At 39.4% G+C, this 15,630-nt stretch carries 15 protein-coding genes; 14 read left to right on the top strand and 1 reads right to left on the bottom strand.

The features are described from left to right. Nucleotides 1-5: 5 nt before the first annotated feature. The 12 genes from coaBC (at nt 6) to spoVM (ending at nt 12,723) form a co-directional block, all read left to right on the top strand. Complete coding sequence (gene coaBC, locus M3175_RS05825) at nt 6-1,214, top strand: bifunctional phosphopantothenoylcysteine decarboxylase/phosphopantothenate--cysteine ligase CoaBC (RefSeq protein ID WP_251515827.1); 1,209 nt, start codon at nt 6-8, stop codon at nt 1,212-1,214. Beyond that, a complete protein-coding gene (gene priA / locus M3175_RS05820) occupies nt 1,211-3,613 on the top strand; it encodes a primosomal protein N' (RefSeq protein WP_251515825.1) in 2,403 nt (800 codons plus the stop codon). Before coaBC ends, priA begins: the two co-directional genes overlap by 4 nt. A 66-nt stretch (nt 3,614-3,679) precedes the next feature. Beyond that, nucleotides 3,680-4,165, top strand: coding sequence for a peptide deformylase (def, locus tag M3175_RS05815; protein WP_251516278.1), 486 nt, complete (start codon nt 3,680-3,682; stop codon nt 4,163-4,165). Further along, nucleotides 4,162-5,112, top strand: a complete 951-nt coding sequence (gene fmt, locus M3175_RS05810; protein ID WP_251515824.1) for a methionyl-tRNA formyltransferase — start codon at nt 4,162-4,164, stop codon at nt 5,110-5,112. The genes def and fmt overlap by 4 nt, the downstream gene beginning before the upstream one ends. After that, the gene (gene rsmB / locus M3175_RS05805; RefSeq protein WP_251515823.1) at nt 5,109-6,455 is read left to right on the top strand and encodes a 16S rRNA (cytosine(967)-C(5))-methyltransferase RsmB; all 1,347 of its coding nucleotides are present in this window, start codon (nt 5,109-5,111) and stop codon (nt 6,453-6,455) included. Before fmt ends, rsmB begins: the two co-directional genes overlap by 4 nt. A gap of 4 nt (nt 6,456-6,459) precedes the next feature. Continuing rightward, nucleotides 6,460-7,545, top strand: coding sequence for a dual-specificity RNA methyltransferase RlmN (gene rlmN, locus M3175_RS05800; protein ID WP_251515822.1), 1,086 nt, complete (start codon nt 6,460-6,462; stop codon nt 7,543-7,545). 6 nt (nt 7,546-7,551) lie between these two features. Beyond that, nucleotides 7,552-8,313 (top strand): Stp1/IreP family PP2C-type Ser/Thr phosphatase, encoded by a 762-nt coding sequence (locus M3175_RS05795; RefSeq protein WP_251515821.1) that lies wholly within the window; start codon nt 7,552-7,554, stop codon nt 8,311-8,313. Further along, nucleotides 8,307-10,274, top strand: a complete 1,968-nt coding sequence (pknB, locus tag M3175_RS05790; protein WP_251515820.1) for a Stk1 family PASTA domain-containing Ser/Thr kinase — start codon at nt 8,307-8,309, stop codon at nt 10,272-10,274. The genes M3175_RS05795 and pknB overlap by 7 nt, the downstream gene beginning before the upstream one ends. A 47-nt stretch (nt 10,275-10,321) precedes the next feature. Next, nucleotides 10,322-11,206 carry a ribosome small subunit-dependent GTPase A gene (rsgA, locus tag M3175_RS05785; protein WP_251515818.1) on the top strand — a complete coding sequence of 295 codons (885 nt, stop codon included), beginning with the start codon at nt 10,322-10,324 and terminating at the stop codon, nt 11,204-11,206. Nucleotides 11,207-11,208: 2 nt separating this feature from the next. Then, a complete protein-coding gene (gene rpe / locus M3175_RS05780) occupies nt 11,209-11,853 on the top strand; it encodes a ribulose-phosphate 3-epimerase (protein WP_251515816.1) in 645 nt (214 codons plus the stop codon). Between the two features lie 57 nt (nt 11,854-11,910). Then, entirely contained in the window at nt 11,911-12,549 is a 639-nt protein-coding gene (locus M3175_RS05775) for a thiamine diphosphokinase (RefSeq protein ID WP_251515814.1), read from the top strand. Nucleotides 12,550-12,642: 93 nt separating this feature from the next. Then, complete coding sequence (gene spoVM, locus M3175_RS05770) at nt 12,643-12,723, top strand: stage V sporulation protein SpoVM (protein ID WP_019381739.1); 81 nt, start codon at nt 12,643-12,645, stop codon at nt 12,721-12,723. A 187-nt stretch (nt 12,724-12,910) separates the two neighbouring features. Here spoVM and rpmB read toward each other — a convergent pair whose 3' ends face one another. Further along, complete coding sequence (gene rpmB / locus M3175_RS05765; RefSeq protein ID WP_066053137.1) at nt 12,911-13,099, bottom strand: 50S ribosomal protein L28; 189 nt, start codon at nt 13,097-13,099, stop codon at nt 12,911-12,913. A 317-nt stretch (nt 13,100-13,416) separates the two neighbouring features. Here rpmB and M3175_RS05760 point away from each other — a divergent pair, with 317 nt between their 5' ends. Both M3175_RS05760 and M3175_RS05755 read left to right on the top strand, forming a co-directional pair. Beyond that, nucleotides 13,417-13,779 (top strand): Asp23/Gls24 family envelope stress response protein, encoded by a 363-nt coding sequence (locus M3175_RS05760; RefSeq protein WP_119707502.1) that lies wholly within the window; start codon nt 13,417-13,419, stop codon nt 13,777-13,779. A gap of 82 nt (nt 13,780-13,861) precedes the next feature. Continuing rightward, entirely contained in the window at nt 13,862-15,538 is a 1,677-nt protein-coding gene (locus M3175_RS05755) for a DAK2 domain-containing protein (RefSeq protein WP_251515812.1), read from the top strand. The last annotated feature ends 92 nt before the right edge of the window (nt 15,539-15,630 follow it).

Below are 15,630 nucleotides of genomic sequence, written 5' to 3'. Positions count from 1 at the left end.
TTTCTGTGAGAGGAAAGAAGATTTTACTATGTGTTAGTGGGGGTATTGCGGTTTTTAAAGCGGCAGCTTTAACGAGCAAACTCACCCAAGCTGGGCTTGAAGTAAAGGTCATACTAAGTGAATCGGCTTCAAAATTTGTGACACCTTTAACCTTTCAGGCGCTTTCGAGAAATGATGTGCATATAGATACGTTTGATGAAAAGAATTCAAAGGTAATTGCCCATATTGATTTGGCTGATTGGGCAGATTTAATCGTTGTTGCTCCGGCAACAGCGAATGTTATTGGAAAGCTAGCGAATGGAATTGCTGATAATATGATAACTACGACCTTGTTGGCTGCTACGGTACCTGTATGGATTGCCCCTGCAATGAATGTTCATATGTATGATCATCCTGCAGTGAGAAAGAATTTAGAAACATTGCGAAGCTACGGATATGGATTTATCGAGCCTGGAGAGGGTTATTTAGCATGTGGCTATGTTGGCAAAGGCAGAATGGAAGAGCCTGAAACGATTGTAGAGAAAATCGCTGAATTTTTCCAACCTAAGAATGCTCCTTTAAAGAGAAGAAAGGTACTTGTAACAGCTGGTCCAACACGGGAAAAAATAGATCCTGTCCGCTATATTACGAATTTTTCGTCCGGAAAAATGGGGTATGCCATTGCCGAGCAAGCTAAGAATCTTGGAGCGGAGGTAACTCTCATAACAGGACCTGTTTCCATTGAGCCACCACTGGGAGTTAAGGTTATCCATGTGGAAAGTGCGCAGGACATGCTTGATGCGACAATCGCCCAATATGAATCTAGCGATTTGGTTGTAAAAACGGCTGCGGTTGCTGATTATAAGCCAAAGACGGTTTCTAATCGCAAAATTAAAAAGCAGGAAGGCAATGAAAGCATTGAATTAGAAAGAACCAAGGACATTTTACTTGAGCTTGGAAAAATCAAAAAGAACCAAGTGTTGGTTGGTTTTGCTGCGGAAACTGATCATGTAGAAGAGTACGCGATGAGAAAGCTAGAGAAGAAAAATGCTGATATCATCGTGGCAAACAATGTTGCAGAAGAAGGATCTGGATTTGGGACAGATACAAATAAAATAACAATTTACAAGCGAGATGGTCATTCTATCTCGTTACCATTAATGACAAAGCAAGAAGCGGCAAAAACCCTTCTTTTAGAGGCTTTAAAGCTCCTACCAGAAGAGGAAGCTGAATGATTGCGAGTGTCATTGTGGATGTCCCAGCTAAGCAAACCGACAGACCGTTTGATTATCGCATTCCTAAGCATTTAGAAGGGGTTATCACCCCAGGGATGAGGGTGGTTGTTCCGTTTGGGCCTCGGAAAATTCAAGGGTTTGTCATTTCCATTCAGCCTAGCTCAGAGTTTGAAAAGCTTAGAGATATTATTGCTCCTATGGATATTGTACCGGTATTAAATGAAGAACTATTACAGCTTGGGGATTGGTTGTCCGAAGAAACTCTTTGTTATCGGATTTCTGGCTATCAAGTGATGCTACCGGCAGCACTAAAAGCGAAATACGAAAAAAAGATTCGCGTGACGACCGATTTGAATCTGTTGCCCCCGGTCCTAAAAAAGGTATTTGAGAAAAATCATATGGTACCATTTGATACAATTGAAAAGGATGCATGGAAGGTATTACAAAAAGAAATCGCTAGTGGGCATGTGGAATTTATATATGAAGTAAAGGAACGGGTGAATAAGAAAAAGCGCAAGTATGTTATGCCACATGTGAATGAAGAGGAGCTTACTGATTCACTCAACCTATTATCCATTCAGGCAACGAAGCAAAGGGAAATTATAGAGTTTTTCCTAGCGAATCCAGGTCCAGTTCCTTTACAGCATTTGATGAACATATTAAACACCTCGTCATCTGCTATAAAGGGTCTCGTTAATAAAGGAATGTTGAGGGAAGAAGAAGTGGAAGTTTACCGAGATCCTTACGAAAATCGTGTATTTGAACGGACACTGGCTTTACCGTTAACCCAAGAGCAAACGATAGCAATTACCCCCGTTTTACAAACCATTGAAGAAGATCTTCATCAAGTATTCTTACTTTATGGAGTAACAGGTAGTGGGAAAACGGAAGTCTATTTACAATCGATTCAACGAGTGTTAGAGAAAGGAAAGGAAGCGATTGTACTCGTCCCGGAAATCTCTTTAACTCCACAAATGGTGAAACGGTTTAAAGGAAGATTTGGAGATGAAGTGGCTGTTATGCACAGCGGACTTTCTACAGGGGAAAAATACGATGAGTGGCGAAAGATTCAAAGAAAAGAAGTAAAAGTCGTTGTAGGGGCAAGGTCTGCGATTTTTGCTCCGTTTGAAAACCTTGGAATTATAATCATTGATGAAGAGCATGAAACAAGTTATAAGCAAGAAGAAAATCCTAGATACCATGCCAGAGACGTAGCCATTCAACGTGCCAAAAAATATGGTTGTCCGGTCGTGCTAGGAAGCGCAACTCCAGCACTCGAATCATTTGCTCGCGCAAAAAAAGGTGTGTATAAGCTCTTAACAATGGCGAGCCGGATGAATAGTGGTCCAATGCCACATGTAGAAGTCGTGGATATGAGAGAAGAGCTTCGTGAGGGAAATCGCTCCATGTTTTCAAGGGCGTTAATGGAAAAGTTGAAAGATAGACTTGAAAAGCAAGAGCAAACCGTATTGTTTTTAAACAAACGAGGACATTCCTCCTTTGTCATGTGTAGAGATTGTGGGTATGTTGTGAACTGTCCGGACTGTGATATTTCGTTAACTTATCATCGGTTTAGTGAGAGAATGAAGTGTCATTATTGCGGTTATGAGTCACTTGTTCCAACACAATGCCCGGAATGCCAATCAGAGTATATCCGTTATTTTGGGACAGGTACCCAGAAGATTGAAGAAGAACTTGGCAAAGTGTTGCCAGAGGCCAGAGTAATCCGAATGGATGTGGATACGACTTCCAAAAAAGGGGCACATGAAAAGCTGCTAACTGATTTTGGTGAAGGAAAAGCAGATATATTGTTAGGAACGCAAATGATTGCGAAAGGATTAGATTTTCCTAAGATTACACTCGTAGGAGTTCTTTCTGCTGATACGATGCTGCATATTCCTGATTTCCGCTCATCAGAGAAAACCTTTCAGCTCCTAACACAGGTAAGTGGAAGAGCCGGAAGACATGAACTAACAGGGGAGGTTATTGTACAAACCTATACGCCTGAGCATTACAGTATTCAGTTGGCAGCCCAACAGGACTATGATTTGTATTATGAGCGGGAGATGCAAATAAGAAAGCTTCATCATTATCCACCTTTCTACTTTATATCCCTAATCACAGTAAGTCATGAGAATTTGATGAAGGTAGTGTCGGTGACAGAAAAGATTACCGGCTACATTCGAAATAGTCTTTCTCCGGAAGCGATTGTTCTAGGGCCTGTTGCCTCACCAATTCCTCGAATCAAAAATAGATATAGATACCAATGTTTGATAAAATACAAACGTGAGCCACAGTTAGGTCGTGCGATTAAAACAGTACTTGATCAATATCAGCATGAATCTGCAACAACCGGGTTAACCATTTCTACAGACGTGAATCCTTATATTCTTATGTAGCTGGTTATGAAGCGGGTTGTTTTCGTAGAGAATAGTGATAAATATGAAAAAATCGGAGGAAGTATTTTGACGGTAAAGAAGCTAGTTACTCATCCTGCAGAGGTACTTGAACAAGAATGTGAGAGAGTAACGGTATTTGATAAAAAACTAGAAAAGCTACTAAACGATATGTACGATACGATGATTGAATTCGATGGGGTAGGTCTTGCAGCCCCTCAAATTGGCATAGCAAGACAAATTGCCATCGTTGATATAGACGATGAATCAGGAACGATTGAACTAATTAACCCTGAAATATTAGAAGTGTCCGGCGAACAAACAGGCCCGGAAGGTTGTCTGAGTTTTCCAGGAGTTTACGGAGAGGTAACCAGACCGTACTTTGTAAAGGTCAAAGCTCGAAATCGAAAAGGGAAAGCGTTTGTGATCGAAGCAGAAGATTTTTTAGCACGTGCGCTTCTTCATGAAATCGATCATCTGCATGGCATTCTATTTACATCCAAAGTCACTAGGTATTTAACTGAAGAAGAGTTAGAGGGAGTCGAAAGCGAATGACGAAAATAGTATTTATGGGTACTCCTGATTTTTCTGTTCCTGTTTTAAGAAGTGTAATAGAAGCAGGATACGAAGTGATCGGTGTAGTTACTCAACCAGACCGTCCAGTTGGAAGAAAAAGAGTACTTACTCCACCACCTGTAAAAGTGGAAGCGGAAAAGCATGGTATTCCAGTTCTTCAACCTGAAAAGATTCGTGTCAGAGAGGATTTAGATCAAGTATTAAGCTTAAAGCCTGACTTAGTCGTAACGGCTGCGTTCGGACAAATCCTTCCGAAGGAGCTGTTAGAAGCGCCAACGCTCGGATGCATTAATGTTCATGCCTCTCTGTTACCAGAGTTGCGTGGAGGGGCTCCCATTCATTACTCTATTATTCAAGGTAAAGAAAAAACTGGAATTACGATCATGTATATGGCAGAAAAGCTGGATGCAGGGGATATTTTAACACAAGTAGAAGTTGAAATTACAGAAACAGATACGGTTGGTTCTTTGCATGATAAGCTTAGTGAGGCAGGCTCGAAGTTATTGTTAGACACATTGCCAAGACTGATTAAAGGGGAGCTAGAACCAATTCCCCAAAATGAGAAGGAAGCAACATTTGCGTATAATATAAAGCGCGAGGAAGAGAAAATTGAATGGTCTAAAACAGGAGAAGAAATTTACAACCATATTAGGGGCATGAACCCATGGCCAGTGGCATACACCCGCCTTTCAGATTCAGTGATGAAATTATGGTGGGCGACAAAAGTAAAGGCTGCGAAAAAGGCAGATCCAGGAGAGATTATTGCAATCGAGGAAGATGGTTTTGTTGTTGCAACTGGTAATGATACAGCCATTAAAGTGCTTGAGCTCCAGCCTTCTGGTAAAAAGAAAATGACAGCTGATCAATTTTTACGTGGGGCAGGTTCATTTTTAAAGGTTGGAGATCGTATAGGAGTAAGTGAATGACAGAAAAATCAAATGTTCGAGAAAGTGTTGTATCCATTCTAGAGCAAATCGAAAAAAATCAATCATATAGCAATCTTCTATTAAACAATGTGATTAAAAAGAATCAAATCGCAACGAAGGATATCGGATTGTTAACAGAATTAACATACGGAACATTACAAAGAAAAATGACTCTTGATTATTATTTAGAGCCTTTTATTAAAAATCCCAAAAAGCTTGAAAATTGGGTGAAGCAGCTACTGCGAATGACGTTATATCAAATGCTCTATTTAGATAAAATACCTGACCGTGCAGCCATTCATGAGGCAGTCGAAATTGCGAAAAAGAGAGGTCATAAAGGGATATCTGGGATGGTTAATGGCGTTCTCCGCTCTTTACAACGTGAGGGCATTCGGGAAATGAATGACATTAAGGATGAAGTCGAGCGATTATCCATTGAAACCAGTCATCCTACTTGGCTTGTAAGAAGATGGACCGAACAATTTGGGTATAATAAAGCAAAAGAGATGTGTGAGATCAATTTAACAGCACCCATGCAAACGGCACGTATTAATACAAATAAAATCACCAGGGAAGCTTGTATCAAAAGGCTTTCCGAAGAAGGCTTTCAAGTCGAGGAAAGTGTGGTTGTTCCTGAAGCCATTAAATGCCTAAAAGGAAATATTGCCCATTCGGAATGCTTTAAAGAAGGATTGATAACGATACAGGATGAAAGTTCTATGCTTGTAGCATATGCATTAGGAATCGAACAAAATGAAACGATTTTAGATGCGTGCGCCGCTCCTGGTGGAAAGTCGACTCATATCGCTGAAAAGCTAGAAGAAACAGGACAAGTTATCTCATTAGATCTTCATGAGCATAAAGTGAAGTTGATTAATGAAAATGCTACCCGACTTGGATTGAAAAATATAGAAACTAAAGCTATGGATAGTCGAAAAGTTCAAGAAGAGTTTGAGGGTAAGACGTTTGATCGGATTTTGCTTGATGCCCCATGCTCTGGTCTGGGTGTAATGAGAAGAAAGCCAGATATGAAATATACAAAAAAAGAAGAAGATTTAAATCGTCTTCAGAGTATTCAGTTGCAGTTATTAGATTCTGTTACTCCACTGTTAAAGCCAGGTGGAACGTTGGTGTACAGCACATGTACAATCGATCGCTCTGAAAATGAAGAAGTAGTGGCAGCGTTTTTACAAAAGCATACAGACTTTGAAGGAGACCTTTCGGTTATTGAGAGGATGCCTAAGGCCATACAGCCACTGATGACAGACTTTCAACTTCAGATTTTCCCTCAAGATTTTGGTTCAGATGGATTTTATATTGCAAGTTTAAGGAAGAAGGTGTAAAGAAATGGAACAGACAACAATTGAAAAAGAACAAACATCCGTGCAAAAGCCATCCATTTACTCTATAGAATTACACGATTTAAAAGCGTGGTTAGTAGAACATAATGAAAAGGCATTTCGTGCCGAGCAAATCTTTGATTGGTTATACAAAAAGAGAGTGACAAGTTTTGAAGATATGTCTAATCTCTCAAAAACTCTACGTGAAACGTTAGAAATGCATTATTCACTAACCACACTAAATACGCTTATTCAACAACAATCATCAGATGGGACAATTAAGTTTTTATTTGAACTACATGATGGTTACTCCATTGAAACAGTCCTTATGAGGCATGAATATGGGAATTCGGTGTGTGTAACCACACAGGTTGGCTGCCGAATTGGATGTACTTTCTGTGCATCAACATTAGGTGGATTAAAACGAAATCTAGAAGCAGGGGAAATCGTTGCTCAAGTAGTAAAGGTACAGCAAGCATTAGATGAAACAGATGAAAGAGTAAGCTCTGTCGTTATTATGGGAATAGGAGAGCCTTTTGATAATTACAATGATATGCTCTCATTTTTGAAGATTATCAACCATGATAAGGGATTGAATATTGGAGCAAGACATATTACGGTATCAACAAGTGGAATTATTCCGAAGATTTATCAATTTGCCGATGAAAATATGCAAATTAACTTTGCGATTTCACTTCATGCACCAAATACGGAAATTCGCAGTCGTTTAATGCCTATTAACCGTGCGTATAAGCTCCCTGATTTAATGGATGCTGTCCGTTATTATATTGAGAAGACAGGAAGAAGAGTAAGTTTTGAATACGGGCTATTTGGTGGCGTAAATGATCAGGTTGAACATGCCGAAGAGCTAGCGAAGCTGATTAAAGGTGTGAAATGCCATGTGAACTTAATTCCAGTAAACTATGTGCCGGAAAGAGATTACGTTCGAACACCTAGAGAGCAAATTTTTGCATTTGAAAAAACGTTGAAAAATCATGGAGTAAACGTAACGATTCGAAGAGAGCACGGTCATGATATTGATGCAGCATGTGGACAGCTTCGTGCAAAGGAACGAAAAGAAGAGACGAGGTGACAATAGGTGAAAGCGGTATTTAAAACAGACCGAGGTCGGATCCGCCAGCATAATGAGGACAGTGGGGGAATCTTTATCAATCGTGACGGGCAGCATCTATGTGTGGTTGCAGATGGAATGGGTGGACATCGAGCAGGAGATGTCGCCAGTTCCATGGCAATCAAGCATTTAGAAGAGATGTGGAAAGATTCAAGTGGAATAGAAACGGCCTCTCATGCTGAGGACTGGCTAAGAAACAGTATTCCTCATATCAACCAAGTAGTATTCCAGCATTCACAGCAACATGCCGAGTGCGAAGGAATGGGAACAACAGTGGTTGCTGCCATTGTTACGCCATTGTTTTCAACGGTGCTGAATATTGGTGATAGTCGCTGCTATATTTTAAATGATACAGGTTTCCAGCAGTTAACAGAAGATCATACACTTGTGAATGAGCTTGTTAGAACGGGGCAGATTTCAAGAGAGGATGCAGAACATCATCCGCGTAAAAATGTTATTTTACGTGCTCTTGGAACGGAGCAAGAAATAAAAATGGATATTCGTACCATCATGTTTGAAGAAGGAGATGTCCTCCTTTTATGCTCTGATGGTTTATCTAATAAAGTTTCGACCGATGAAATGGTTAGTATTTTAAAAAATACTGAAAATTTAGAGGAAAAGGCAACCACACTTATCAACCTTGCAAATAATCATGGTGGTGAGGACAATATTACCTTGGTCATTTTACAATTTGACGTTGGCGATGATTGGGGTGGGGATTCATGCTAATCGGTAAGCGTTTAAGTGGCCGCTATAAAGTGCTTGAGATGATTGGCGGCGGTGGAATGGCCAATGTTTATCTTGCACATGATATGATCTTAGATCGAGACGTGGCTGTTAAGGTACTGAGACTTGATTTTTCGAATGACGAGGAATTTATTCGACGCTTTCACCGAGAAGCACAATCCGCAACGAGCTTGGCTCATCCGAATATTGTTAGTATATACGATGTGGGTGAAGAAGATTCTATCTATTATATTGTTATGGAGTATGTGGAGGGGCAAACTCTCAAACAATACATACAGCAGCAGCTATCGTTACACGTAGAAGATGCCATTAATATTATGAAGCAGTTAACCTCCGCTATTTCACATGCTCATCAAAATCACATTGTTCATAGAGATATTAAACCACATAATATTTTAATTGATCGTGAAGGAAATGTGAAAATTACGGATTTTGGCATTGCTATGGCAATGAGTGCGACAAGTATAACGCAAACAAACTCAGTGCTTGGCTCCGTCCATTATTTATCTCCAGAACAAGCAAGAGGTGGAATGGCAAACCGTAAATCAGATATCTATTCTCTTGGAATTGTTATGTTTGAACTGTTAACAGGAAGGCTTCCATTTTCAGGTGAGTCAGCCGTCTCTATTGCTTTGAAACACTTACAATCAGAAACACCTTCGTTAAGAAGATGGAATCCAAAAATTCCACAAAGTGTAGAAAATATTGTTTTAAAAGCAACGGCAAAGGATCCTTTTCATCGATATGATAGTGTAGAAGATATGGAGATGGATCTAGTAACCGCACTCGATTCAGATCGAATTGATGAGCCGAAGTTTGCTCTTCCCATTGATGATGATGCGACAAAAGCAATTCCAGTCATTACGGCTGATCAATATCTAACTTCGGATGAGACACTCGTACATAGTAAAGAGCATCCTGTTCTTCAACCGACAACGGACAAAGACGGAGATAAAAAGAAGAAGAAAAAGAAGAGAAAATGGCCAATTGTACTCGTATCTATCTTTCTTATATTGGTAATCCTTTCTGTTTTAACTGTAACGGTATTACCTAAGTTATTAGGACCAAAAGACGTGTTAGTTCCTGATGTGGCTGGAAAAGAGTTAGATGAGGCAATGGATATTCTTCAGGAGCAAGGGTTGAAAATTGGTGACACGATTGAAGTTACAGATGAAGAAGTAGAGGAAGGACTTATCATAAAAACAAACCCTAAAGAAGGGAAAACGGTAAAAGAAGGGCAGGAAGTGGACCTTTATTTGAGTATTGGTAAAGAGAAATGGACTTTGCTAGATTATACCGGACGTCAATATGATGATGTAATTGATTTATTAAAAGCAAGGGGCTTTAAAGACATTTCAAAAACGGAAGTTTACGATGATTCTGCCCCAGTGGGACAAATCATCTCACAAGATCCGTCAAGCGGGGAAGAAATTATTCCGGCAGATACGGAACTGAAATTTACCGTTAGTAAGGGGCCGCAGTTAATAAAGCTCAAGGATCTTTCAGGTTACAATGAAAAAGGAATCCAAGAGTATGCACAATCCTCAGGATTATATGTAGAAATTGCAAGTGAGGGCGAATATAGCGATACATTAGCGGAAGGGTTAGTTGTCTCGCAAAAGCCTATTGCAGGTACAGATTTACAAAAAGGATCTAAAGTGACCGTAGTTCTCTCTAAAGGAAAAAAGGAAATTCCGAAAGAAGTGACAAGGGAAATTACCATCCCTTACCAGCCGTTGGTTGAAGGAAATCCGCAAGTTGTCCAAATCTATATAGAGGATATGGAGCACAATATTTCAGAGCCTGTAGAAACCTTTGAAATTACAAAGACAGAGACTAGAACCATTCAGTTAATTATCGCTCCCGGTCAGCAAGCGAGTTACAGAGTTCAAAGGGACGGTGAAGTTATCGATGAACAACCAGTTCCATACCCTTCAAACTAATTGGAGATAGGAACTAGTCGTTCACATTCTGTTAAAGGAGTGTATGTATGCCAGAAGGCAAAATTATTAAAGCATTAAGTGGGTTCTATTATGTTCTCACAGATGATAATCAAGTGATTCAGTGCAGAGGAAGAGGGGTATTTCGCTTAAATAAAGTGACCCCTCTTGTAGGAGATGAAGTAGTTTTCCAAGCAGAAAATGAATCTGAGGGCTATATTTTAGAGGTGAAGGATCGAAAAAACGAGCTGGTAAGACCACCAATATCTAATGTCGATCAGGCAATATTAGTATTTTCGGCTGTTGAGCCTGATTTTAGTACCGCGTTGCTCGACCGCTTTTTGGTTTTAGTTGAATTCAACCGTATTAAGCCAATTATTTGCATTACAAAGATGGATTTAACCAATGACGATGAAAGAGCAATGATGGAAACATACCGTAATCAATATACGAATGCGGGTTATGAAGTGATCTTAACTTCATCTGAAACCGAGGATGGATTAGAGCAGCTGCTCCCGCATTTAAAAGGTGTCATATCCGTATTTGCTGGGCAGTCAGGGGTCGGTAAGTCATCGCTTCTAAATGCGATTAGACCAGATTTAGAACTTAAGACAAACGATATATCCTCACATCTCGGTCGAGGAAAACATACTACGAGACATGTTGAATTGATAAAAATTGGGGAAGGGTTAGTGGCAGATACTCCAGGTTTCAGTTCACTTGAATTTACAGATATTGAGGTGGAGGACTTAAACTATTGCTTCCCTGAAATTGAAAAGTTAAGTGAAAACTGTAAATTTCGAGGATGTATTCATCTAAAAGAACCTAAATGTGCGGTAAAAGAAGCGGTAACAAAGGAAGAACTTCCTGAGTATCGATATGAGCATTATGAGCTTTTTGTTCAAGAAATTAAAGAGAGAAAGCCGAGGTATTAATTATGGTGAAAATTGCGCCTTCCATACTATCAGCTGATTTTTCAAAACTGGGAGAAGAAATTAAAGATGTAGAACGAGGGGGAGCAGACTATATCCATGTGGATGTTATGGATGGTCATTTTGTGCCTAATATTACAATTGGTCCCCTGATTGTAGAAGCGATTCGACCAATTACGAAACTTCCGCTTGATGTACATTTAATGATTGATAATCCTGATCAGTATATTGAAGCCTTTGCTAATGCGGGAGCCGATTATCTTACTGTTCATGTAGAAGCCTGTAAACATCTGCATCGGACCATCCACTATATTAAGTCATTTGGTGTAAAAGCAGGAGTGGTTCTGAATCCTGCAACCCCTGTTCAAACGATTGAACATGTGATAGAGGATATAGATATGGTCCTGTTAATGACGGTTAATCCTGGCTTTGGAGGTCAGAAATTTATTGAGCAAGTACTGCCGAAAATTAGACAGGTAAAAGAACTTGTTGATAAAAAAGGGTTATCCGTTGAAATTGAAGTAGATGGTGGAGTGAACGAAGAAACGGCAAGGAAGTGTGTAGAAGCTGGTGCGAATGTCCTCGTAGCTGGATCTGCCATATACAACGAAAAAGATAGAAAACAAGCGATAGAAAAAATAAGAGGATAAAAATGTCGGCTAGCTTTTTAGAAGCTAGCCTTTCCTTGATTACAAGGAGGATCCAAAATGGAGATCAATATTTTAGCAGGTGGTCCACAAGACCATATCCCTTCACTTCACTCCTATAGTGGAGAGTGGGTAGGCGTGGATCGTGGAGTTCTAACCCTAATAAATGAGGGGATCTTTGTTGATAAAGCCTTTGGTGATTTTGATTCTGTGAAGGAAGAAGAGCTGGCGTTTATTAAGAAACATGTTGATGAGTTATTTACGTTTCCACCAGAAAAAGATGAAACGGATATGGAAATTGCGCTTTCGTGGGCAATGAAACAAGCTCCGAAAAAAATTCGAATCTTTGGTGCTACCGGTGGAAGGCTGGATCATTTCTTTGCGAATATACAACTGCTTTTAAAACCAATGGCTCTACAAAAATCAGTCCCGATTGAACTCATTGATCGTCAAAATATCATTTCATTAATACAAGCAGGCACACATACAATAGAAAGAAATGATGAGTACACCTATATTTCTTTTATTCCTTTTCATGAAGAGGTGGAGGGGTTAACCCTTGTTGGTTTTAAGTATCCTCTAACGCTTCGCCATATTCCGATTCATTCCACTCTATGTATTAGCAATGAACTAATTTCTGATATTGGTACTATATCTTTTTCGGAAGGCATATTAATGGTGATAAGGAGTCGCGATTAAACTTCCTTATATTGAGTACTTATCTTTATATTTTGAATATGATAATGAGAGTTCTGAAACTTGTTCATGCGTGAGATGGTGAGGAGGGACATTATGAGATTTTACACGATTAAATTGCCGAAATTTTTAGGCGGCATTGTCCGCGCGATGCTGGGTACGTTTAAAAAGGGCTAATCCAAAGTGGTAATTGTAACACGTTTTCAAGAAAGACAACCTTAAAAAACCAATGTACACCGATGGAAAAGATTCGCATCGGTGTATTTTTTTTGTGAATAATTAAAAGTCTATTTCTAAAGTTTAAGGGGAAGGCTAGTTTTAAAAGGAAATGAAAAAGAGCATCCAGATGGATACTCTTTATACATTATACGCGTTCAACTTTACCTGATTTAAGTGCTCTTGCAGAAACCCAAACACGCTTAGGCTTTCCGTCTACAAGAATACGTACCTTTTGAAGGTTAGCACCCCAAGTACGCTTGTTAGCGTTCATAGCATGAGAACGTGCGTTACCTGAACGAGTTCCTTTACCAGTTACAACACATTTACGTGGCATATACATTTCCCTCCTTACTATCAAAGGTGAAGCATTATTTGTTCATCTTTAAAATGCAATGTAAAATTGCTTTCAAGTTTTATTTAATGTGAAAATAGCGGATTGTCCGTTTTTCAAGCATTAAAAGATACTTTAATAATTTATCATACAACCATTCGGAATGCAACAGTTCTAACAAAAGGTTTCAAGAAAATTTCCTTGACATAGGTAAAATCTTAAGGCTCTATTATAAGTGCGGGGAATATGACTTTTAAATTTGAAGTCCATATAGTAAAATGACTGTAGTTAAGGAGCAAATTCCAAAGGGGGAAGCATTTATGTCCATCGAACTGAAAACAAATTTCGGACAAATTGATATCTCAAATGAAGTAATTGCAACAATCGCTGGAGGAGCAGCTGTTGATTGCTACGGTATAGTAGGAATGGCTTCAAAACATCAACTAAAAGATGGCCTTACGGAAATATTAAGAAGAGAGAATTTTACTAGAGGTGTAATTGTTCGTCAGGAAAATGATGAAGTACATATTGATATGTATATAATTGTTAGCTATGGTACAAAAATTTCTGAGATTGCACATAATGTACAATCAAAAGTGAAATATACCTTAGACAAAACAGTTGGCCTTGCCGTTGACTCTGTTAATATTTACGTTCAAGGTGTTCGCGTCACGAACCCGTAAGTAAAATGCGTTGCTCGAGGAAACTTAGACTTCCTTGAGCAGTGCGTTCGTAGTGACGAACATTAGTGAGGAGGAAAGACTTGTGTCAATTAAATCTTTAGATGGAAAACGTTTCGCTGAAATGGTGTTACAAGGAGCGAATCACTTGTCCTCTAATGCAAAATATGTGGATGCGCTGAACGTGTTTCCCGTTCCAGATGGTGATACTGGAACAAATATGAACTTATCGATGACTTCTGGAGCAAAGGAAGTTAGAAATAATGTTCAAGACCATATTGGAAAGGTTGGTATTGCGCTTTCCAAAGGATTGTTGATGGGTGCAAGAGGAAACTCTGGTGTTATTTTATCCCAGCTTTTCCGAGGCTTTTCGAAAGCAATCGAAACAAAAGCTAGCATCAATGCATTTGAATTTGCCGCTTCTCTTGATGCAGGAGTGATTACTGCTTATAAAGCGGTTATGAAGCCTGTAGAAGGAACAATCTTAACGGTTGCAAAAGACTCTGCGAAGCAAGCAGTTGAAGCAGCGAAAAAGTCAGATGATATTGTTACAGTTATGGAGGCAGTAGTTGCAGAAGCAAAGGCATCCTTAAAGCGTACACCTGATCTTCTACCGGTTTTAAAGGAAGTAGGAGTAGTTGATAGTGGCGGTCAAGGGCTTGTGTTTGTCTATGAAGGCTTCCTAGCGGTACTAAAGGGAGAAAAATTACCAGAAGGTCCTACACTAGCATCTTCAATGGATGACCTAGTCAATGCAGAACATCACAAAAGTGTACAAAGCCATATGAACACCGAAGACATCGAGTTTGGCTATTGTACAGAATTTATGGTCAAGTTGGACGACGAGAAACTCCATTCTAAACCATTTAGCGAGCAAACCTTCCGTCAAGATTTAAGTCAGCACGGTGATTCTCTCTTGGTTATATCTGATGATCAGCTTGTCAAAGTACATATTCATGCAGAGTATCCGGGAAATGTGCTAACGTATGCACAAACCTATGGAAGCTTAGTCAACCTAAAAATTGAAAATATGCGTGAGCAGCATACGAATTTGTTATCGGATACGTATGAAAAACCAAGTGCTCCTGCAAAGCCGAAGGAAAAGTTAGAGTATGGTATTGTAACCGTTTCTATGGGTTCAGGAATTGCAGAATTGTTTAAGAGTATCGGTGCACATGCTGTTATAGAAGGTGGACAAACGATGAATCCAAGTACAGAGGATATCGTTAGGGCCATTAAAGAAGTGAATGCAAAGAAAGTTATTATTTTGCCGAATAACAAAAACATAATCATGGCAGCTGAACAAGCGGCTGAAGTTACAGAAGAAGATGCGATTGTCATCCCTTCTAAAACGGTTCCACAAGGAATGTCTGCTCTTCTTGCCTTTAACCCAGGTGCAGACCTAGATGGTAATAAAGAGGGCATGACGGACGCTTTACAAAATGTCAAAACAGGCCAAATTACGTATGCCGTTCGTGATACAAGTATAGATGGTCTTGAGATTGAAAAAGATGACTTCATGGGAATTGCCGAGGGGAAAATCGTTGTAAAGGATAAAGATAAAGTGGTCTCTGCAACGAAACTCCTAGATCAGCTTCTTGATGAAGACACTGAGATTTTAACAATCTTAAAAGGCGAAGATGCTACAGACGCGGATGTAGATACGATTGTCGAGTATGTAGAAGCAAATTACGGAGAAGTTGAAATCGAAATCCACGATGGAAAACAACCGTTATATGCATTCATTTTCTCGGTTGAATAATCATTATGGAAGCATGGCTTAAAGCTGTGCTTCCTTTCATTTGAAAAAATCCACTTTGTATATAGTGGAAATAGAAGAAACTACAATGATTT

The sequence above is a fragment of the Robertmurraya korlensis genome, assembly GCF_023715225.1.
GTDB lineage: Bacteria > Bacillota > Bacilli > Bacillales > Cytobacillaceae > Robertmurraya_A.
This window is presented reverse-complemented; position numbering and strand designations above follow the sequence as displayed.